Genomic DNA, 18610 nt, shown 5'->3' on the forward strand with positions numbered 1-18610 from the left:
GCGTAGTCCCTCTTCGCGCGTTCGTCTGTACCGATCCCGAAAAGTTCAGAAAAACTGTTCAGAAACCGGCCTCGTCCAGGGGTGGTCCCCTGAGTTGCCCCCTGGGGTCTAGCGGCGGGGCAGCTCACTCGGCCCGACGCGGTCGCGGGCCCATTCGTTGAACTCGCGCACCTGCCGCCACGCCTTCTTCACCCGCTCGAGCGCACCCCGCTCGTGCAGGACGTCGTCCGGCTCCCACCCGCGGACCGCGTACACCGAGCGGTAGCGCAGCAGGTCGAGGCGGGGGTGGTCGGCGTCGAACCCGCGGGGCTTCGACTTCAGCCGGTCGCCGCGGATCTCCCAGCCCGCCTTCTCGAGCTTCTTGAGGATCTTCTCGAGCGCTTCGCCGTGCAGATCGGTGTCGACGGCCTTGCGGAACCGCGCGATCTGGTCGGACGCCAGGTGGAAGCAGCCGCCGCCGACGCGCAGCCCCTCGGGACCGACCTCGACGTAGTAGGCACCGCCGCCGCGGCCCTGCTCGATCACCGCGCCGCAGTGGGTCTTGTACGGCGTCTTGTCCTTGGCGAACCGGACGTCGCGGTAGGGGCGGAACACCTTGGGCTCGCCGAAGCCGTCGGAGAACTCCGGGGCGAGCTCGGCGAGCAGCGCCTCCATCGGGGCGCGGACGTCGGACTTGTAGGTCTCGACGTGGTCGTCCCAGTAGGGCTTCGAGTTGTCCTCCACGAGGCCGTCGTAGAAGTCGACGGCGTACTCGCCGAATCCGCTGAACTTCACGCCCGCGACAGTAAACGGGGGCACCGACGGGTTTCGCCGGTGCCCCCGTGCGCGCTACCGGGCGACGGCCGAGATCAGCTCGCCGTCGGTGGTGTCACCGGACAGCTCCCAGAACATCGCGCCGCCGAGCCCCTGCTGCTGGGCGTAGGAGACCTTGCCGGCGATGGTCGAGGGGGTGTCGTAGCTCCACCAGTTGCCGCCGCACTTGGCGTACGCGGTACCGGCGACCGTGCCGGTCGACGGGCACGAGGACTTGAGCACCTTGTAGTCCTCGATGCCCTGCTCGTACTTGCCGGGCGCGGGGCCGGTCGCGGTGCCGCCGGGGGCGTCCTGCGTGACCCCGGTCCAGCCACGGCCGTAGAACCCGATACCCAGCAGCAGCTTGCCCGCCGGGACGCCCTTGCCCTTGAGCTTCTGGATCGCCGCGTCGGAGTGGAAGCCCGCGGTCGGGATGCCGTCGTAGGACGTCAGCGGCGAGTGCGGGGCCGTCGGGCCCTGCGCGGCCCAGGCGCCGAAGTAGTCGTAGGTCATCACGTTGTACCAGTCGACGTACTGCGCGGCGCCGGCGTAGTCGGCGGCGTCGATCTTGCCGCCGTCGGTGCCGTCGGCGGTGATCGCCGAGGTGACCAGCTGCGAGCCGAACTTGGCGCGCAGCGCGCCCATCAGGTTCTTGTAGGCCGCGGCACCGCTGGTGTCACAGGAGAGGCCGCACGCGTTGGGGTACTCCCAGTCGATGTCGATGCCGTCGAAGACACCCGCCCAGCGCGGGTCGTTGACGAGGTTGTAGCAGGAGTCCGCGAAGGCGGCGGGGTTCTGCGCGGCCTGGCCGAAGCCGCCGGACCAGGTCCAGCCGCCGAACGACCAGATCACCTTGAGCCCGGGGTGCTTCGCCTTGAGCTTCTTGAGCTGGTTGAAGCTGCCGGCGAGGGGCTGGTCCCAGGTGTCGGCGACGCCGTCGACGCTGCCCGCGGCGTCGTAGGTCTTCTGGTAGTCGGCGTAGGCGTCGCCGATCGCGCAGCCGCCGTTCGTCACGTTGCCGAAGGCGTAGTTGATGTGGGTCAGCTTGCTCGCCGAACCGGAGGTTTCGATGTTCTTGACGTGGTAGTTGCGGTCGTAGACGCCCCACTCGGTGAAGTAGCCGACCACCTTGCCGACGGACGCTTCGGTGGCGGCCGTGGCGGCACCGGCCGCGGGGACGGTCGCGGCACCCGCGACGAGGCCCGCGGCGGCCGCCACGGTCAGCAGCGCCGAGAAGCTCTTCCTGCGGAAACGGGACATGTGTTCTCCCTCCGGAGAATTACTCACGGCGACGTTGCCGGAGTGGTGAGGACCACACCACCGTAAATGGACTAGACCACTAGGTCAATGGTTCAGACCAAGCAGCCCGGTGGTCGGCCCGTGCATTCCTTGACAGGAATATGCCCGGCGGAGCACATTTCGGGGGTGATGCAGACGTTCGAGGTGCTGGCCGAACCCCGCCGCCGCACGATCCTGGACCTGCTCCGCGACGGCGAACGGTCCGTCGGCGAGCTGGTCGACGAGCTGTCCCTCAGCCAGCCCGCGGTGTCCAAGCACCTGCGGGTGCTGCGCGAAGCCGGGCTCGTGACGGTCCGGGTGGCGGCCCAGCGCAGGTGCTACGCGCTGCGGCCGGAACCGCTGGCCGAGGTCGACGCGTGGCTGGCGCCCTACCGCGCCTTCTGGTCGGACCGGCTCGACGCGCTGGAACGCCGCCTCGACGCAACGGACCCCCACTGACCCCGGCTAAGGCTCCGAAGGCGGGTCGAAGGCGAGCCCGCGCTCGGCCGCGCGGCGCTCGCCCCACTCGTACAGCGCCTGCAGTGCCGGGCGCAGCTCCTCCCCCACCTCCGTCAAGTGGTACTCGACGTGCGGCACCCGCCCGTCGAACTCCACGCGGCGCACGATGCCGTCCGCCGCCAGCTCGCGCAGCTGCTGGGTCAGCATCTTCTCGCTCACGCCCGGCACGCGCCGCCGGAGTTCGCCGTAGCGGTGCGCGCCTTCCTTGAGGTGGGCCAGGATCACCGGCTTCCACTTGCCGCCGATCAGGTCGACCGCCAGCTCCGTCGCGCAGTGGTACCGCTTCATCTCGCTCCTACGCACCGGAAAGTACGTGGTTGCCCCGCCGGGGCCGCCGCTGGTTGCCTGTCCGGGTGATCGTGCCAGAACCCCCCACCCTCTACGACTGGGCAGGCGGCCACGAGGCCCTCGTGGAGCTGCTGACGATCTTCTACGGCCACGTCCTGGAAGATCCGCTGCTCGAACCCGTCTTCCGCGGCATGGACCCGGAGCACCCGAAGCACGTCGCGGTGTGGCTCGGCGAGGTCTTCGGCGGGCCGGCCGAGTACTCCGCGAGCCGCGGCGGCCACGCCCACATGGTCGGGCGCCACCTCGGCCGCGGCATCACCGAAGAGCAGCGCCGCCGGTGGGTGAACCTGCTGCTCGACGCCGCCGACGAGGCGGGCCTGCCCGCCGATCCCGAGTTCCGGGCCGCGTTCGCCGGCTACCTCGAATGGGGCAGCCGGCTGGCCGTCGTCTTCTCCGCGCCCGGTGCCGAACCGAACCCGCACGAACCCGTGCCGCGCTGGGACTGGCCGATGCCGCCCTGGCAGCCACCCGCGTCCTAGCCGCATAGTGAGGGCAGCTCGAAAGGAGGCTGCCCTTGATCCGGGTGGACGGCCGGACCCTCAGGTGCGCCGACGTCGTGACCGCGGCGCGCACCGAAGGCCCGCTGGGTATCGACGTCTCGATCGCCGCGCTGCGCGCCGCCGAGCACGCGTGGAAGCTCGCCGAGGACCTGAGCACGCGGCGGGTGGTCTACGGCCGCACGACCGGCGTCGGCGCCAACAAGGACGACACCGTCGAGAGCTCGCGCGAGCACGGCCTGCGCCTGCTGCGCAGCCACGCGGGCGGCAGCGGCGACGAGATGCCGCCCGGCCAGGTGCGCGCGATGATGCTGATCCGCCTCAACCAGCTCCTCGCCGGGCGTTCGGGGATCAGCCCCGAGCTGATCGGCGCGCTGGGCGAAGCCGTGCGCACGGGCGCGCTGCCGCTGGTGCACCGGCTCGGCGCGATCGGCACCGGAGACCTGGCGCCGCTGGCCGAGACCGCGCTGGCGCTCACCGGGGAACGCGCCTTGGTCGGCGGGCACGTCCCGCCGGTGCCGGTGCACGCGGGCGACGCGCTGGCGTTCATGAGCAGCAACGCCGCGACGCTCGCCGAAGCGACCCTCGCGGCGATGCGGCTGGACACGCTGACGCGCGCGAGCCACGCCATCGCGGCTTTGACGTACGTCGCGCTCGACGGCAACCCCGAGGCGTACGCGACGCCGGTGCACGAAGCGCGTCCGCACGCCGGGCAGGTCGCGTGCGCCGCGGAAATGCGGCGGCTGCTGGGCATGCACCAGACGCCGAAGCCGGGGCGGCGGATCCAGGACCCGTTCGGCTTGCGGGCGTTCCCGCAGGTGCAGGGCCCGGCGCTGGACGCGATCCACTACCTGCGGGACGTCCTCGCCGTGGAGATCAACGCCAGCACCGAGAACCCGATGATCTCGACCGTGCACGGCGACGCCTACCACCACGCGCACTTCCACACGGCGTACGTGTCGACGGCGCTGGACCAGGCGCGCGCGACCGTGCACCAGGTGGCGGAGCTGTCGGTGGCGCGGCTCGGCGACCTCGTCGAGCCGGAGTTCACCGGGCTGCGGCCGTTCCTGGCGGCGGGCCCGGCGGGCAGCTCCGGCGTGATGATCCTGGAGTACGTGGCGCACGACGCGCTGACGGAGCTGCGGCAGGCCGCGCTCCCGGCGACGCTCGGCACCGCGGTCGTTTCGCGCGGGATCGAGGACCACGCGAGCTTCTCGACGCAGGCGGCCCGCGCGGCGACGGCGGCTTGCCAGGCCTACCAGCAGGTGCTGGCGTGCGAGCTGGTGGCGGCGGTCCGCGCGCTGCGGATGCGCGAAGCCGACCTGGTGGACCTGCCGGTGCGCGACGCGTTCGAAGCGGCGTCCTCGGTGCTGGACGAGAGCGTCGACGACCGGCCGCTGACCGACGACATCGCCGCCGCCGTGGGCGTGCTGGAGGAGCTGGCCCGCATCTAGCGTGAACCCGAACCGCCCGATCCGCCAATAAGGGCAGCAGGCGGCGGACGACAGGCAGGCGGTTCATGAGTTCACCAGGAGCGGCCGACGCGGAGATCATCGCGTCGTCGCTGCGGCACCCCGAGCGGTTCGCGGCGGTCTTCGACCGCCACGCCGCGCACATCCACCGGTACCTGGCCCGGCGCCTCGGCGGCGAGCTCGCCGACGACGTCATGGGCGAGACGTTCCTGGCCGCCTTCACCGGCCGTGGCCGCTACGACCCGGCCTTCCCGGACGCGCGGCCGTGGCTCTACGGCATCGCCACCAACCTGGTCGGCAAGCGCCGCCGCGAGGAGGCGCGCGAATACCGGCTGCGTGCCGCGCTCGGGCCGCCCGCCGTCCAGGAGGGGCACGCGGACCGGGTGGCCGCGCGGGTGAGCGCGCAGGCGATGAACGACCGGCTCGCCGCCGCGCTGGCCGGGCTCGCGCGCGGTGATCGCGACGTCCTGCTGCTGATCGCCTGGGAAGGTCTCGCCTACGACGAGGTCGCCGCGGCGCTGGACATCCCGGTCGGCACCGTCCGGTCGCGCCTGAACCGGGCCCGCAGGAAGGTCCGCGCCGCGCTGGCGCCCGAGGAGGTCTCCACCCATGGATGAGATGCAGCTGCTGCGCGACTTCGCCGGTCCCGCCGGCCTGCCGGCGGCCGGTGACCTGGCCCGGAAGCGGGCCGAACTGCTCGCCGCCGCGGCTCGTCCTCGGCCGCGGCGGGTGCTCTGGGGGTCGGTCACCGCGGCCGGGCTGGCCGCGGCCGTCGCCGGGGTCGTCGTGCTCGCGCCCGCCGAGCCCGCGGTCCCGCCGCCGCCCGAGCCCGAACCGGTGCGCATCCTGCACGCCGCGGCCGCGAAGGCGCGCGCCCTGCCGGACGTCGTCCCGCGGCCGGACCAGTTCGTCTACACGAAGACAAGGCTCGCGGACGGCCGGGAGAACGAGACGTGGGCGTCGGTGGACGGCACCCACGACGGGCTGTCGTTCCTCTTCGGCCACGAGACCTTCGTCGCGGGGTGCCGCGGTGGGAAGAGCCGGTGCGTGCCGCACCCCGCCGCCCCCGCGGACCTGCCCACGGACGCCGACGCCATGCTCGCCTACCTGCACAAAAGCACCTACGGCGAGGGCGACACGCTGCACGACCTCGGCACCGAGGTCGTGGACCTGGCAGGCGGCTACCTGCGCCCGGCGGTGCGGGCCGCGCTGTACGAGGCCGTGGCGAAGGTGCCCGGCCTGGTCGCCCGCACCGACGCGAAGGACGCCACCGGCCGGGCCGTCCTCGGCATCACCTGGGACAGCACCACCGAGCACGGGATCGGCAACCAGGACGAGTTCCTGTTCGACCCGGTCACCTTCGCCTACCTCGGCTCCGGGATGGGCGCGGTGGTGAGCCAGGGCATCGTCGACGCGGTGCGGCAACGGCCCTGAACGCGCGAAGGGCCGCCCCGGGCTTCCCCGGGGCGGCCCTTCGGCGGAAGCACTCAGCCGAAGAAGACTTCGGCTTCCTGGTAGCGCTCGGCCGGGACCGTCTTCAGCTCGGCCGTCGCCTCGGACAGCTTCACGCGGACGATGTCCGTGCCCTTCAGCGCCACCATCACGCCGAAGTCGCCGTCGGCCACCGCGTCGACCGCGTGCAGGCCGAAGCGGGTCGCCAGGACGCGGTCGTACGCCGTCGGGGTGCCGCCGCGCTGGACGTGGCCCAGGACCACCGCGCGGGACTCCTTGCCGGTGCGGTGGGCGATCTCGTCGGCCAGCCAGGTGCCGATGCCGCCGAGGCGGACGTGCCCGAAGGCGTCCTTCTCGCCGGTGAGCAGCTTCTCCTCGCCGCCCTCGGGCAGCGCGCCCTCGGCGACGACGATGATCGGCGCGTACTCCTTCTCGAAGCGGCTCTCGACGTAGGAGACGACCTGGTCGACGTTGAAGTGCTTCTCCGGCACCAGGATGACGCTCGCGCCGCCGGCCAGGCCGGAGTGCAGCGCGATCCAGCCGGCGTGCCGGCCCATGACCTCGACGACCAGCGCGCGGTGGTGCGACTCGGCCGTGGTGTGCAGCCGGTCGATCGCCTCGGTCGCGATGGAGACCGCGGTGTCGAAGCCGAAGGTGTAGTCGGTGGCGCCGAGGTCGTTGTCGATCGTCTTGGGCACGCCCACGACGCCGACGCCGTCGTCGGTCAGCCGCTTCGCGACGCCGAGGGTGTCCTCGCCGCCGATCGCGACCAGGGCGTCGACCCCCTGGTCGGCGAGGACCTGCTTGATCTTGTCGACGCCGCCGTCGACCTTGTACGGGTTGGTGCGCGACGACCGCAGGATGGTGCCGCCGCGGGTCAGGATGTCCTCGACGTCGTTGAGCCCCAGCGGACGGCTGTCGCCGGTGAGCGGGCCGTTCCAGCCGTTGCGGAAGCCCACGAAGTCCCAGCCGTGCACCTCGATGCCCTTACGCACCACGGCGCGGATCACCGCGTTCAGACCCGGGCAGTCGCCGCCGCCGGTCAGCACACCGACACGCATGAGAAGCCTCCGTTTGTTCTGTGGAGATGACAGTCACATTTCGTCGAGAGCCAGCGTAGCGGCAAACGTCTTGATCGGTGCAGCCCGGACCACCTGCCGGATCGGTCCGGCTCCGGCGTGTGCTACGTTGGCGCCGTGCAGCGCTATTTCTGGTTTACGAAGCCGGCCCCGGGTGGGCACGGCGGCGTGAACCTGCGCTGACCTCCACCCCGAGCCGGATCTCGAAACCGGCTCGGCGAATCCTCCGCGGGTCGGTGTCCACCAGGAAGGACCACCCCCGCGATGACGCTCTCCGCCGGACCAGCCACCATCGGTGACCTCGACGCCGCCCGCACGAAGTCGATCAGTCCGCTCATTTCGCCCGCGCTGCTGCGCGAAGACCATCCCGCCGGCGCCGCCGTCGCCAAAGTGGTGCGGCAGGGCCGCACCGAAACGGTCGACATCCTCGACGGCCGGGACGACCGGCTGCTCGTGGTCGTCGGCCCGTGCTCAGTGCACGACCCGGAAGCCGCGCTCGACTACGCCCGCCGGCTCGCCGCGAAGGCCGAGGAACTGCGCGACGACCTGCACATCGTGATGCGCGTGTACTTCGAGAAGCCGCGCACCACGCTGGGCTGGAAGGGCCTGATCAACGACCCGGACCTCGACGGCACGTTCGCCGTCAACAAGGGCCTGCGGATGGCGCGCAAGCTGCTGATCGACGTCTCCGAGCTGGGCCTGCCGGTCGGGTGCGAGTTCCTCGACCCGATCACGCCGCAGTTCATCTCCGACATCGTGACGTGGGGGTCGATCGGCGCTCGGACCGCGGCGAGCCAGGTGCACCGCCAGCTGTGCAGCGCGCTGTCGATGCCGGTGGGCATCAAGAACTCGACGGAGGGCGACGTGCAGGTGGCGGTCGACGCGACCCGCGCGGCGGCGGCGAGCCACGTGTTCCCGGGCATCAACACCGACGGGCTGGCGGCGCTGCTGACGACGACGGGCAACCCGGACTGCCACGTGATCCTGCGCGGCCACAGCGGCGGCCCGAACTACGACGCCGCGACGGTGGCGGACACCTTGGCGCGGCTGGCGAAGTCGGGCCTGCCGGAGCGGGTGATCATCGACGCTTCGCACGGCAACAGCGGCAAGGACCACGTGCGCCAGGCTTCGGTGGTCCGCGAGCTGGCCGAGCGGATCGGCGCGGGTGAGCGCGGGATCGCGGGGCTGATGATGGAGAGCTTCCTGGCGGCGGGCCGGCAGGACCTTTCGCTGGGACACGCGGACGAGCTGACGTACGGGCAGTCGATCACCGACGCGTGCTTGGCCTGGGACGACACGGCTCCGCTGCTGGACGAGCTGGCCGCGGCGGTGCGGGCGCGCCGCTGAGAGGTCCCCGGCCCGGGGGTCCCCCGGTTTTCACGTTACCGGGGACCCCCGACAATTCCGGGCAGTCCGCCGAGCGGCGGCGCGAACGGCCCGTTCGTGCCGCCCAGGCCGGGGCCGCTTCGGTGCCGGGCGCGGTCACCGGACCAGGCCGATCCGAGCCGGGCGTCAGCGGCGGTGGAAGTACTCGTCGATGACTTCCCAGCGGGCCAGGTTGTGCTTCGCGTCCGCCAGCGCGTCGTGCTGATCCGTGGGGGCCGACGGCAGCTTGGGCTTCCCGGCGTCCTCCCAGCGCTGACGCAGGTCACGGGTGAACCGCGGCAGCTGGCGGGGCAGCGCCGGCATCGGGCCCCACAGCTGGGCCAGCGCCACGTGGTCGTACGCGGCGAACCAGGCCCACAGCTCGATGCCGCCCGGCGGCTTGCCGAAGAACTCCAGCAGGTCGGTGCGGATCTTCTCGCGGCTGCGCCACGCCTTGTCGGCCGGCGACGGGAGCTTGTCCAGGACGTTGTCGCGCACCCACTGGCCCGCCTTCGACGGGTCGAACTCGGTCGACACCGCGTAGAACTCGCGGCCCCGTTCGTCGACGACACCGATGGAAACCAGGTCGATCGTCACGCCGTCTTCGATGAACTCGGTGTCGTAGAAAAAACGCACCGGTGAACCCTAGTGGTGCGTCAGCCGACCTTGGATTCCGGCACCCGGGCCGCGTCCCGCGAGGACGGTTGAGCCGGCACCGACGGCTTCACCCCGGCTGCTTCGGCGGCCAGCAGTTCCTTGGCCTTCGCCGCGTAGATGTCGACGTACTCCTGGCCGGAGAGCTCCATGAGCGCGTACATGATCTCGTCGGTGATCGACCGCTCGATGAACCGGTCACCGGCCAGACCCTCGTAGCGCGAAAAATCGAGGGGCTTGCCGAAGCGGACCTCGAGGCGGCGCGGCCACCACATCTTGGAGCCGATCGGGTTGACCTTGTCGGTGCCGATCATCGCGACCGGGACCACGACGCCACCGGACTCCAGGGCGATCCGGGCGACGCCGGTCTTGCCCTTGTACAGGCGGCCGTCCGGGGAGCGGGTGCCCTCGGGGTAGATGCCGAGCAGGTGGCCGTCCTTGACCAGCCGGGTCGCGGTGTCGAGCGCGGCCTGCGCCGCGTTGCCGCCGGAGCGGTCGATCGGGAACTGGCCGACGCCGGTGAAGAACCACTTCTTGAGCAGGCCCTTGAAGCCGGGCTCGGTGAAGTACTCGGACTTGGCCGGGAAGGTCACCTTGCGCTTGACCCGCAGCGGCATGAAGAACGAGTCCGCGACCGCGAGGTGGTTGCCGGCCAGGATCGCGCCGCCGCTCTCGGGGATGTTCTCCGCGCCGACGACCTTGGTCGGCCACAGCGTCTTGAGCAGCGGTCCGATGAATACCCACTTCATGAGCCAGTACAGCACCGGTGCCTCAGTCCTCCATCGCAGCTCAGCCCCATTCACCCGCGCGGGACAGCCTACGAACCCCGATGGCCGCCGCACAACGGAGACCACCCGGTTACCCCACGGGGGCGATCGATCTCACAGGGAATTCCGGGCCCGGCCGGACCCCCACAACGCCCGCGAGCCGTGAGAGCATGGACGAATCCACCGCTCACACGGAAGGCGATCGCATGGGCGTGCTCGCCGGCGCGGAACCGTTCGGCCACACCGGTTCGGCCGAGACCGGGTTCCTGCTCTGCCACGGGTTCACCGGCACCCCGGCGAGCATGCGGGCCTGGGGTGACCACCTGGCCGGGGCCGGGTTCACGGTGCGCTGCCCGCTGCTGCCGGGCCACGGCACCCGCTGGCCCGATCTCAACCGCACGACGTGGGAGGACTGGTACGGCGCCGTCCGCGAGGCGCTGCTGGCGCTGCTCGCGACGTGCAAGACCGTGTTCGTCGGCGGCCTGTCGATGGGCGGCACGCTCACCCTGCGCCTGGCCGAGGAGTTCGGCGACCGGATCGCCGGGATCGTCCTGGTGAACCCGTCGGTGACGCGGCTGAAGTGGGACACGCGGCTGCTGCCGGTGCTGGGCCGGATCGTGCCGTCGGTACCGGCGATCGCGAACGACATCAAGAAGCCGGGCGAGACGGAGCTGGCCTACCCGCGCACGCCGGTGCGGGCCGCGGCGAGCCTGGCCAAGCTGTGGGCGGTCGTGCGCGCGGACCTGGCCAAGGTGACGCAGCCGGTGCTGCTGCTGCACTCTTCGGTGGACCACGTCGTCGAGCCGGTGAACTCGCAGCTGGTGCTGCAGGGCGTCTCGAGCACCGACGTCACCGAGGTCGTGCTGGAGAACAGCTACCACGTCGCGACGCAGGACAACGACGCCGAGGTCATCTTCACGCGTAGCGTCGAGTTCGCGAAGACGCACGCCGCACAGCCCGAGGAGACCGCATGAGCCGGGGGAAGGACGGACCGGAGGACGTCGACGCGACGTTCGCCGAGATCGTCGCCGACCTGCGCGCCGACGGGTTCGGGCTCCCCGAAGACGACACCGCCGACACCGCCGGCACGGCGGACAAGGCGGGCCCGGCGCGGACCGCGGAGAGCGAGCCTCGCCGCGCGCCCGACCGGCCCGTGGAGCCGCCCGCCGCGGACACCCCGCCGGAGCCGGGCTGGCGGTCCGGGGGCACGTCGTGGGACACGACGATGTTCTCCGACGACCCGGCGGGCGACGACGAGCACTACGTCCCGCCGGAGCCGCCGCCGCTGCCGCGGCCCAAGATGGGCGCGTTCCTCATCCTGCTGCTGTTCCTGGCCGGGCTGTTCCTGCTGATCCTGCCCGGCGCGATCGGCGTGGGCCCGACGGTGGCGACGCCGCTGGGCATCCTCGCGCTCGCGACGTCGATCGCGTTGCTGCTGCTGCGTGTGCGCCAGGGGCCGCCGCCCGGCGCCGACCCCAGCAACGGCGCCCAGGTCTGACCCGCCGAAGCGATGCACATCGAGTTCAGCCCTTCGCGGCGATCGACCGTCGGCGCGGAATGGGAGCTCGGCCTGGTCGACCGGCGCAGCGGTGAGCTGTCCTCGGTCGCCGAGCGGATCCTCGAGGCCGTCCGGCCCGACGGCGCGGCCGAGCACCCGAAGATCAAGCAGGAGCTGCTGCTCAACACCATCGAGGTCATCACCGGCGTCTGCGGCACGATCGCCGAGGCCAAGGCCGACCTGGCCGGGTCGCTCGACGTGCTGCACGGCGTCGCCGACCCGCTCGGCGTGGAGATGTTCTCGGCCGGGACGCACCCGTTCTCGAACTGGTACCAGCAGAAGGTCACCGACAAGGAGCGGTACGCGAAGCTGATCGACCGGACCCAGTGGTGGGGACGGCAGATGCTGATCTACGGCGTGCACATCCACGTCGGGGTCGACCACCGGGACAAGGTGCTGCCGATCCTCGACGCGCTGCTGAACTACGCGCCGCACCTGCAGGCGCTTTCGGCGTCGTCGCCGTACTGGGGCGCCGAGGACACCGGGTACGCGTCGAACCGGGCGCTGATGTTCCAGCAGCTGCCGACGGCCGGGCTGCCGTTCCAGTTCCGGAAGTGGGCGGAGCTGGAGAGCTACGTCGAGGACATGTTCACCACCGGCGTGATCGACCACTTCTCGGAGATCCGGTGGGACATCCGGCCGGCCCCGCACCTGGGCACGATCGAGATGCGCGTCTGCGACGGGCTGCCGACGCTGGAGGAGGTCGGCGCGATCGCGGCGCTGACGCAGTGCCTGGTCGACGACTTCAGCGAGCGCCTCGACGACGGCGAGATCCTCCCGACGCTGCCGCCGTGGCACGTCCAGGAGAACAAGTGGCGCGCGGCCCGCTACGGCACCGACGCGATCGTCATCCTGGACGCGGCCGGGCGCGAACGGCTGGTCACCGACGACGTCGCCGACCTGCTGGACCGCCTGGAGCCGGTGGCGCGGCGGCTGGACTGCGTCGCCGAGCTGCGCGACGTCGAGACGATCCTGAAGTACGGGCCGAGCTACCGGCGGCAGCGGGCGGTCGCCGAGGCGCACAAGGGCAGCCTCAAGGCCGTGATGGCGTCGCTGGTCGCCGAGATGCGCGACGGGATCGCGAAAGACTAGAGCTCGTCGAGCTGCGACCGGAGGGTGCCGGGGCCGAGGATCGACGCGCCGAGGGCTTCGACGCGCCCTTTCAGCTCCCGGTCGGCCGTCGCGACGAGGACCTTGGCCTGCTGCTGCGCGACGACCTCGACGATCTTCGAGTCGCCGTCGGTGTCCGCGGCGACGACTTCGACACCGGCGACGCCCTGGACGTGCTTGGCCTTGCCCTCGACGACCAGGATGATCCGGGGCCACCAGGACACGGCGGGGTCACCGGGGTCGGGCACGCCGGCTTCGGCGAGTTTCGCGAGCTGGTCGCGCAGGCGCTCGGCGGCGCCGTGGCGGTCGCGCCACCAGCCGTCCGGCCGCGAGCCGACGACGTTGGCGGCGTCGACCACCAGGACCAGCTCCTGCCCGACGCGGTCGCGCAGGGCGGGCCAGGCGGCGGCGAAGTCGCGGTGCAGCCGGTAGCCGGGCACGTCGTCGGGGTCCACCCAGCGCACCTCCGCACTTTCGGTGTTGGCGACCCGCGCCTCGGCGCCGTCGGCGAGGGCGAGCACGGTGGTGTAGCTCCACTCCCCATGGTCCACCACGGAGGCCGAGACCGCGCGGAACGCCTCGGCGGGGACGGAGGCTTCTTCGAACGCTTCCCGGGCGGCGGCGCCTCTCGCCGTCTCGCCGGCTTCGATGGCGCCGCCGGGCAGCGCCCAGGTGCGGCCGTGGTGCACCCACCAGGCCCGGCGCTGGAGGAGGACACCGCGAGCGGGGTCGACGAGCAGCAGCCCGGCCGCGCCGTAGCGGCCCCAGTGCAGGTGCCCGCGGGAACACGTGACGAAGACGCTCGCGGAAGGGGCACTCACGCCGTCCAGCCTGTCACAGGTCGGCCGAGGATCACCTCTCCGCGAAGTCGGGGCTCGCTTCGAGCGGCCGTCGGCAACGAGCTCGCGGGAGAGGCCGCGGCAGCAGACAGACCGGAACAGGACGGGGCCCACACCCCCGCAACCCCGATCCGAAGCCAGAACACGGCCGGCGGCGCCGGGTCAAGGCATCTTTCCCGCCTTGACGCGGTGCCGCCGGCCGTAGTCACAATGGGCGAGCGGGGTGGCGGCGAAGACCGCCGATGGAGTCGGCGACGGCCTGGAGAGACCGCCGACGGACCGGCCGCCGGAGGCGTCGGCCGCCGGTAGGGGTCGGCCGCCCGAGAGGCCAGCCACCGGAGAGCCAGGCCGCCGAACAAGCCAGTCGCCGGAGCGGGTCGGCCGCCCAAGAGGCCGGCCACCGGAGAGCCCAGCCGCCGAACAAAGCCAGCCGCCTACCAGGCCAACCACCAAAGAGCCCGACCGCCGAACAAGCCAGCCGCCGGAGCGGGTCGGCCGCCCAAGAGTCCAGCCACCGGAGAAGTGGGCGACCTTCGCGGCCCCGCCCCCCCGATTCCCACGTTACCGGGAGGCACCGACACTTCCGGCCGGGCAAGCCTCCGAGCGCCGAACACCATCCACAACGCGGCGAGGAGCAAACCAGGTCAGACCGGGGTCTTGGCCGCTTCCAACGCCAGCGCGGCCGCGCCCACGATCGCCGTGTCGTCGCCCAGGTGCGCGGTCCTGATCCGGGCCAGCGGGCGGTACCGCGCCCCCGTGATCGCGCCCGCGTAGTGCTCGCGGGCCTCGTCCAGGAACAGCGGGGCCGACTCCGACACTCCCCCGCCGATCACGATGATCTCCGGGTCGAACACGTCCGCCACCAGCGCCAGGCCCTCGCCCAGCCACTTGGCCAGCTCCGCCATCGCCAGCTGCGCGATCGGGTCGCCGTCCCGCGCCGCGCCGGCCACCCGGCGGCCCGTCACCGAGCCCGGGTCGCCCGCCACCTGCGGGGCCAGCACCGTCGAGCGGCCCGGGTGGCGCGCCAGCAGCTCCACCGCCGTCGCCGCCAGCGCCGTTCCGCTGCAGTAGCGCTCCCAGCAGCCGTACTTGCCGCACGGGCACGGCCGGCCGCCGCGGACCACCGTCAGGTGGCCCAGCTCGGGCGCCACGCCGTACGCGCCGCGGAACAGCTGACCGTCCAGCAGCAGGCCCGCGCCGATGCCCGTGCCCAGCGCCACCAGCGCCGCCACGTGGGCGCCGCGGGCCGCGCCGAAGCGGTGCTCGCCCACCATCGCCGCGTTGACGTCGTGCTCCAGCAGCACCGGCAGGCCGACGCGCTTCTCGATCCGGTCCGCGACCGGCGCGCCGCGCCAGGCCAGGTGCGGCGCGAACATCACCGACCGGCGGTCGCGCGCCACGAACCCGGCCACGGCCAGGCCCACCCCGGCCACGTCGTGCCGGTTGCGCAGGTCCTCGACCACGCCCGCGATGGCGTACTCGAGCGCGCCTTCCTCGCTCGGCGTCGCGACGCGCGCCGTGTCCAGCAGGGAGCCGCGCTCGTCCACCACGCCGGCCCGGACGCTCGTCCCGCCGACGTCCACCCCTATCGTCCGCACTCAGCTCTCCCACTCGTCTCGCCTGCGGACGGTGATGTGCTGCACCCGCACCGAGGCCGAGGCGTCCGCCGGGGGCCGCGGCGCGGGCCGGAACCCGGGCATGTGCACGCCCTCGTCCGGTTCCCAGCGGTCCGCGAGCACCGCCCGGAGCAACGCCACGAGCTGCGCCAGCTGTTCCAGCAAGCGGGCGACGAATTCCGGGCGCTCACCCTGCACCACCGCGACGATCGCACACAGGGGGCACCAGCCGCACGCCGAGCCGTCGGCTTTCGCCTGGTCAGGGTCCCCGTGACCGGCGGCGACGACGCCTTCCAGCCACGGCGCGGCCTTCTCCACGACCATCTCGGCCAGCAGGCGGATCTCCTCCGCGAGCCGCGGTCCGGCGGCCTCGTCCTCTTCGCTCACCCGCGTCCCCGGTTCCCGGCCAGGTGCACGACCAGGCCGTCGGCGTCGGATTCCGCGCCGGTGATCCGGCACGGCCGCAGCGACTCCGGCAGGGCGATGAGCCTGCGGAAGCCGTCCACGGTGATCGCCAGGTCGTCGTCGACGCGGGCGAGGTCGACCTCGGCGTCCCGCCGCAGCGGGATCGCGATGCGCAGGGTGTACCCGGCCGGCGCCGGCCGCACGCGCAGCAGCGGGGTGACGGGGGTCCCGTCGCCTTCGAGGGGGTCGCCGTCGCGGTAGAGCTCGGTGGCGATCTCCAGCAGCGCGGGCAGCCCGACCGGCTCCACGGCCCGGTGCTCGACGCGCGACACCGCTGCGAAGCCGGCTTTCGTGAGCTCGGCCAGCACGGCGTCCTGCTGCGTCCGGCGGGTGCGCAGCCACGACGCGGCCCCGCCGCGCCAGAACCCGGGCGCGGGCATGAGCCGGTTGGCGATCAGTCCGTCGACGGCGATCCCGCGCAGGGCCAGCGAGCTGAGCGTCCGCCGCGCCTCGGCGACGACCACCCGCTCCGGCGTCAGCACGAGCCGGACCGTCGTCACCGACGGCTCGGTGAGCAGCGCGCGCAGGCCGTCGAGGTGGGCGCCGAGCCGCCGCACGGAGTCGGTGACGCGGCGGCCGAACACGCGGGTCAGGTAGCCCGAGACGGCCTCGGGCAGGGAGAGCAGCCGCAGCGTCTCCGCCGTCGGCCCGCAGTCGACGACGATGGTCTCCCACGGCCCTTCCTCGGCCAGCCGGCGGACCTCGGTGAGGGCGAGCAGCTCGTCGACACCCGGCAGCACGGTGAGCTCTTCGGCGTCCAAGGTGTCGAGGCCGGCGCCGGACAACGCCGACTGCAGCTCGGCGCGCAGCCGGTGCCAGGTGGTGTCCACCAGGGTGCGCGAGTCGATCTGCACCCCCGACAGCAGAGCGTCCACTTCGGACGGTTCGGCGCCGAGGGTGTGCCCGAACGCGTCGCCGAGCGAGTGCGCCGGGTCCGTGGACACGACGAGGGTCTTCCTGCCGCGGGCGGCGAGGGCGGCGCCGGTGGCCGCGGCCAGCGTGGTCTTCCCGACACCCCCCTTGCCGGTGAACAGCAGGATCCGCACGCGGCTACCCCTCGGCCCGCTTCTTCAGCTCCTTGAGCGCGGTGTCCATGACCATCTTCTCGGCCTTGCGGCGCAGCAGCCCGATCATCGGCAGCGCCAGCTCGACCGACAGCGTGTACGTCACGCGCGTCCGGCCGCCGAGGTCCTCCAGCGCGTACCGGCCGTTCTGCGCCTTCTGCATCTGGCCCTTGACCAGGTGCCAGCTGACGCCGAGGCCGTCACCGTCCCAGTCGTACTCGAGGGTGTAGACGTCCTTGATCGGGCCCGCGTCGAGGGTGAGCTTGACCTGCTTGGCGCGCCCGTCACCGTCGGTGTCGAGGACCTCGGTCTGCCGGACGGCCTTGGCCCATTCCGGGTACGCGGGGAAGTCGGCGATCACGGCCATCACCCGGCTGGGCTCGGCGTCGACCTCGATGGACTGTGTGGACTGCTCGGCCATGGGACGAAGCGTAGCCGCCGCGGCCGGTCACCAGCGCAGCACGTAGGGCTGCCCGGTCTCCTTGAAGTGACCCACGTTACGGCACTCGGTCAGGCCGACCCGGGCGCGCGGCGCCAGGGGCTGGTGGACGTGGCCGAACACCGACCAGCGCGGCCGCTGGGCGCGGATCAGCTCCAGCAGCGCCGTCGAGCCGATCTCGCTGCGGCGGGCGACGACGTCGTAGGTCAGCTCCGGCAGGGCGGGCGGGCCGTGGGTGCAGAGCACGTCGACGTCGGTCAGCTCGGCCACGCTCGCGTCGTAGTCCGCACGATCCCGCAGGTAGGGCCGCCAGGCGGCGCCCTTGCGGGGACGCGGGACGACACCGTCGGGCAGCAGCGCGCCGCCGACGAACCCGAAGCGCAGGCCGCCGATCTCGGCCACCTCGCCGTCGAGCACCTGGATGCCCTCGCCGGCGAACTCGGGCCACAGCGCCGGGGTGTCGACGTTGCCGGGGGTGGCGTAGGTGGGCGCGGTCATCGCCGCGAAGAGGGCCGCGTACTGGGTGCGGATGGCCTCGTCGACGGCGCCGGCGGGGTCGTCGAGGCTCGCCCAGAGCGCGCGCGAGTAGGCAACGGTTTCGTCACGGGTCCCCTCGCGGCGCAGGCGGGCGAACCCGGCCACCTTCTCCGCGCCGAACAGGGCGCCCATGATGCCCTTCTCGTGGTCGCGGTAGTCGACGAAGTCGACCAGGTCGCCGAGCACGACCAGGGCGTCGGCCCCGTCCCCGGCCCGCTTCAGCGCGTCCGCGTTGCCGTGCACGTCCGAGACGACGTGTACCCGCACCCCTGGCCCCCTAGCTGTCCGTTCGCGGAGGAACGCCGGGCTCGCGCCCGTCCTCCAGGATCTCCTTGAGCCCGAGTGCGATCCCCTTCGCCGAGCGGGCCCGCCGGTCGAACTCCCGGCGCAGGTCGCGCGGCGCCAGCGCACGGGGCGCCCCGGCCGCATCAGCAGGCGTCGCCCGCAGGAAGTAGTGCAGCAGGGTGCCGTCGAGCACCGGCTCGAGCCAGACCTCCATCGTACCGACGAGCGCGCCGCGCACGGTCCAGCGCAGGCCCTTGTCGCCCCGGTCGGTGTAGACCTCCAGGACCAGGTCGGGCCAGTAGCGCGTCCACGACCGGGGATCGGCGAAAACGGCGGCCACGGTGGACGGCGGGACCGCAAGGAACGTCTCGTCGACGACGTCGATGGCGGGCGGTGCGTTCACGTGCGAAGAATGTCACGCCCTCGCCGTGCGGGGTCGATCAGCATGGTCTTAAGGTGCTCACCACGCTAAGT

At 72.4% G+C, this 18610-nt stretch carries 22 protein-coding genes; 9 read left to right on the forward strand and 13 right to left on the reverse strand.

The features are described 5' to 3' along the window. Positions 1-108: 108 nt before the first annotated feature. Positions 109-774, reverse strand: coding sequence for a DUF2461 domain-containing protein (locus tag ACWEVP_RS22045; protein ID WP_452064436.1), 666 nt, complete (start codon positions 772-774; stop codon positions 109-111). Between the two features lie 54 nt (positions 775-828). Beyond that, on the reverse strand, positions 829-2052 hold the full coding sequence (locus ACWEVP_RS22050) for a glycoside hydrolase family 18 protein (RefSeq protein WP_452064437.1): 1224 nt from the start codon (positions 2050-2052) through the stop codon (positions 829-831). Positions 2053-2220: 168 nt separating this feature from the next. On the opposite strand from ACWEVP_RS22050, the gene ACWEVP_RS22055 reads away from it, so the two are divergent. Continuing rightward, positions 2221-2529 carry an ArsR/SmtB family transcription factor gene (locus ACWEVP_RS22055; protein ID WP_452064684.1) on the forward strand — a complete coding sequence of 103 codons (309 nt, stop codon included), beginning with the start codon at positions 2221-2223 and terminating at the stop codon, positions 2527-2529. A gap of 6 nt (positions 2530-2535) precedes the next feature. On the opposite strand, the gene ACWEVP_RS22060 is transcribed toward ACWEVP_RS22055, so the two are convergent. After that, a complete protein-coding gene (locus tag ACWEVP_RS22060; RefSeq protein ID WP_452064438.1) occupies positions 2536-2877 on the reverse strand; it encodes a winged helix-turn-helix transcriptional regulator in 342 nt (113 codons plus the stop codon). Between the two features lie 65 nt (positions 2878-2942). Between ACWEVP_RS22060 and ACWEVP_RS22065 the strand changes: the two genes are divergently transcribed. The 4 genes from ACWEVP_RS22065 to ACWEVP_RS22080 all read left to right on the forward strand — a co-directional run bounded on the left by ACWEVP_RS22065 (position 2943) and on the right by ACWEVP_RS22080 (position 6340). Further along, a complete protein-coding gene (locus ACWEVP_RS22065) occupies positions 2943-3416 on the forward strand; it encodes a group II truncated hemoglobin (protein ID WP_452064439.1) in 474 nt (157 codons plus the stop codon). 35 nt (positions 3417-3451) lie between these two features. Further along, complete coding sequence (locus ACWEVP_RS22070) at positions 3452-4888, forward strand: aromatic amino acid ammonia-lyase (protein ID WP_452064440.1); 1437 nt, start codon at positions 3452-3454, stop codon at positions 4886-4888. A 65-nt stretch (positions 4889-4953) separates the two neighbouring features. Continuing rightward, positions 4954-5523 carry an RNA polymerase sigma factor gene (locus ACWEVP_RS22075; RefSeq protein WP_452064441.1) on the forward strand — a complete coding sequence of 190 codons (570 nt, stop codon included), beginning with the start codon at positions 4954-4956 and terminating at the stop codon, positions 5521-5523. Further along, on the forward strand, positions 5516-6340 hold the full coding sequence (locus tag ACWEVP_RS22080) for a CU044_5270 family protein (RefSeq protein ID WP_452064442.1): 825 nt from the start codon (positions 5516-5518) through the stop codon (positions 6338-6340). The genes ACWEVP_RS22075 and ACWEVP_RS22080 overlap by 8 nt, the downstream gene beginning before the upstream one ends. A gap of 53 nt (positions 6341-6393) precedes the next feature. Here ACWEVP_RS22080 and ACWEVP_RS22085 read toward each other — a convergent pair whose 3' ends face one another. After that, on the reverse strand, positions 6394-7419 hold the full coding sequence (locus ACWEVP_RS22085) for a 6-phosphofructokinase (RefSeq protein WP_452064443.1): 1026 nt from the start codon (positions 7417-7419) through the stop codon (positions 6394-6396). A 282-nt stretch (positions 7420-7701) separates the two neighbouring features. Between ACWEVP_RS22085 and ACWEVP_RS22090 the strand changes: the two genes are divergently transcribed. After that, on the forward strand, positions 7702-8784 hold the full coding sequence (locus ACWEVP_RS22090; RefSeq protein ID WP_452064444.1) for a 3-deoxy-7-phosphoheptulonate synthase: 1083 nt from the start codon (positions 7702-7704) through the stop codon (positions 8782-8784). A 165-nt stretch (positions 8785-8949) separates the two neighbouring features. Here the strand turns inward: ACWEVP_RS22090 and ACWEVP_RS22095 are convergent, their stop codons facing one another. Then, the gene (locus ACWEVP_RS22095; RefSeq protein WP_452064445.1) at positions 8950-9438 is read right to left on the reverse strand and encodes a polyadenylate-specific 3'-exoribonuclease AS; all 489 of its coding nucleotides are present in this window, start codon (positions 9436-9438) and stop codon (positions 8950-8952) included. A gap of 20 nt (positions 9439-9458) precedes the next feature. Next, positions 9459-10220, reverse strand: a complete 762-nt coding sequence (locus tag ACWEVP_RS22100; protein WP_452064446.1) for a lysophospholipid acyltransferase family protein — start codon at positions 10218-10220, stop codon at positions 9459-9461. 209 nt (positions 10221-10429) lie between these two features. On the opposite strand from ACWEVP_RS22100, the gene ACWEVP_RS22105 reads away from it, so the two are divergent. From ACWEVP_RS22105 to ACWEVP_RS22115, 3 genes are read left to right on the forward strand one after another with little or no spacing between them, the layout of a single operon-like run. Further along, positions 10430-11197 (forward strand): alpha/beta hydrolase, encoded by a 768-nt coding sequence (locus ACWEVP_RS22105; protein WP_452064447.1) that lies wholly within the window; start codon positions 10430-10432, stop codon positions 11195-11197. After that, entirely contained in the window at positions 11194-11721 is a 528-nt protein-coding gene (locus ACWEVP_RS22110; protein ID WP_452064448.1) for a hypothetical protein, read from the forward strand. The genes ACWEVP_RS22105 and ACWEVP_RS22110 overlap by 4 nt, the downstream gene beginning before the upstream one ends. Before the next feature lie 12 nt (positions 11722-11733). Next, the gene (locus ACWEVP_RS22115) at positions 11734-12873 is read left to right on the forward strand and encodes a glutamate--cysteine ligase (RefSeq protein ID WP_452064449.1); all 1140 of its coding nucleotides are present in this window, start codon (positions 11734-11736) and stop codon (positions 12871-12873) included. Here ACWEVP_RS22115 and ACWEVP_RS22120 read toward each other — a convergent pair. The 7 genes from ACWEVP_RS22120 to ACWEVP_RS22150 all read right to left on the reverse strand — a co-directional run bounded on the left by ACWEVP_RS22120 (position 12870) and on the right by ACWEVP_RS22150 (position 18539). After that, positions 12870-13712, reverse strand: a complete 843-nt coding sequence (locus ACWEVP_RS22120; protein ID WP_452064450.1) for an NUDIX domain-containing protein — start codon at positions 13710-13712, stop codon at positions 12870-12872. The genes ACWEVP_RS22115 and ACWEVP_RS22120 overlap by 4 nt on opposite strands. Positions 13713-14374: 662 nt before the next feature. Beyond that, on the reverse strand, positions 14375-15313 hold the full coding sequence (locus ACWEVP_RS22125) for an ROK family protein (RefSeq protein WP_452064685.1): 939 nt from the start codon (positions 15311-15313) through the stop codon (positions 14375-14377). A gap of 15 nt (positions 15314-15328) precedes the next feature. Then, positions 15329-15733 carry a hypothetical protein gene (locus ACWEVP_RS22130; RefSeq protein WP_452064451.1) on the reverse strand — a complete coding sequence of 135 codons (405 nt, stop codon included), beginning with the start codon at positions 15731-15733 and terminating at the stop codon, positions 15329-15331. Continuing rightward, positions 15730-16857: an ArsA family ATPase gene (locus ACWEVP_RS22135; protein ID WP_452064452.1), complete on the reverse strand. Its 1128-nt coding sequence runs from the start codon at positions 16855-16857 to the stop codon at positions 15730-15732. The genes ACWEVP_RS22130 and ACWEVP_RS22135 overlap by 4 nt, the downstream gene beginning before the upstream one ends. A gap of 4 nt (positions 16858-16861) precedes the next feature. After that, a complete protein-coding gene (locus tag ACWEVP_RS22140) occupies positions 16862-17296 on the reverse strand; it encodes an SRPBCC family protein (protein WP_086678751.1) in 435 nt (144 codons plus the stop codon). Between the two features lie 27 nt (positions 17297-17323). Beyond that, positions 17324-18118 carry a metallophosphoesterase family protein gene (locus ACWEVP_RS22145; RefSeq protein ID WP_452064453.1) on the reverse strand — a complete coding sequence of 265 codons (795 nt, stop codon included), beginning with the start codon at positions 18116-18118 and terminating at the stop codon, positions 17324-17326. Positions 18119-18128: 10 nt separating this feature from the next. Then, entirely contained in the window at positions 18129-18539 is a 411-nt protein-coding gene (locus tag ACWEVP_RS22150; RefSeq protein WP_452064454.1) for a polyketide cyclase / dehydrase and lipid transport, read from the reverse strand. Positions 18540-18610 lie beyond the last annotated feature (71 nt).

It is taken from the genome of Amycolatopsis sp. NPDC003865, assembly GCF_053605345.1.

What these genes read in the sequence shown, in the direction of transcription:
- ACWEVP_RS22050 (WP_452064437.1), bottom strand. Translation starts at nt 2,052, where the DNA reads ATGTCCCGTTTCCGCAGGAAGAGCTTCTCGGCGCTGCTGACCGTGGCG.
- ACWEVP_RS22055 (WP_452064684.1), top strand. Translation starts at nt 2,221, where the DNA reads ATGCAGACGTTCGAGGTGCTGGCCGAACCCCGCCGCCGCACGATCCTG.
- ACWEVP_RS22060 (WP_452064438.1), bottom strand. Translation starts at nt 2,877, where the DNA reads ATGAAGCGGTACCACTGCGCGACGGAGCTGGCGGTCGACCTGATCGGC.
- ACWEVP_RS22075 (WP_452064441.1), top strand. Translation starts at nt 4,954, where the DNA reads ATGAGTTCACCAGGAGCGGCCGACGCGGAGATCATCGCGTCGTCGCTG.
- ACWEVP_RS22080 (WP_452064442.1), top strand. Translation starts at nt 5,516, where the DNA reads ATGGATGAGATGCAGCTGCTGCGCGACTTCGCCGGTCCCGCCGGCCTG.
- ACWEVP_RS22085 (WP_452064443.1), bottom strand. Translation starts at nt 7,419, where the DNA reads ATGCGTGTCGGTGTGCTGACCGGCGGCGGCGACTGCCCGGGTCTGAAC.
- ACWEVP_RS22090 (WP_452064444.1), top strand. Translation starts at nt 7,702, where the DNA reads ATGACGCTCTCCGCCGGACCAGCCACCATCGGTGACCTCGACGCCGCC.
- ACWEVP_RS22105 (WP_452064447.1), top strand. Translation starts at nt 10,430, where the DNA reads ATGGGCGTGCTCGCCGGCGCGGAACCGTTCGGCCACACCGGTTCGGCC.
- ACWEVP_RS22110 (WP_452064448.1), top strand. Translation starts at nt 11,194, where the DNA reads ATGAGCCGGGGGAAGGACGGACCGGAGGACGTCGACGCGACGTTCGCC.
- ACWEVP_RS22115 (WP_452064449.1), top strand. Translation starts at nt 11,734, where the DNA reads ATGCACATCGAGTTCAGCCCTTCGCGGCGATCGACCGTCGGCGCGGAA.
- ACWEVP_RS22140 (WP_086678751.1), bottom strand. Translation starts at nt 17,296, where the DNA reads ATGGCCGAGCAGTCCACACAGTCCATCGAGGTCGACGCCGAGCCCAGC.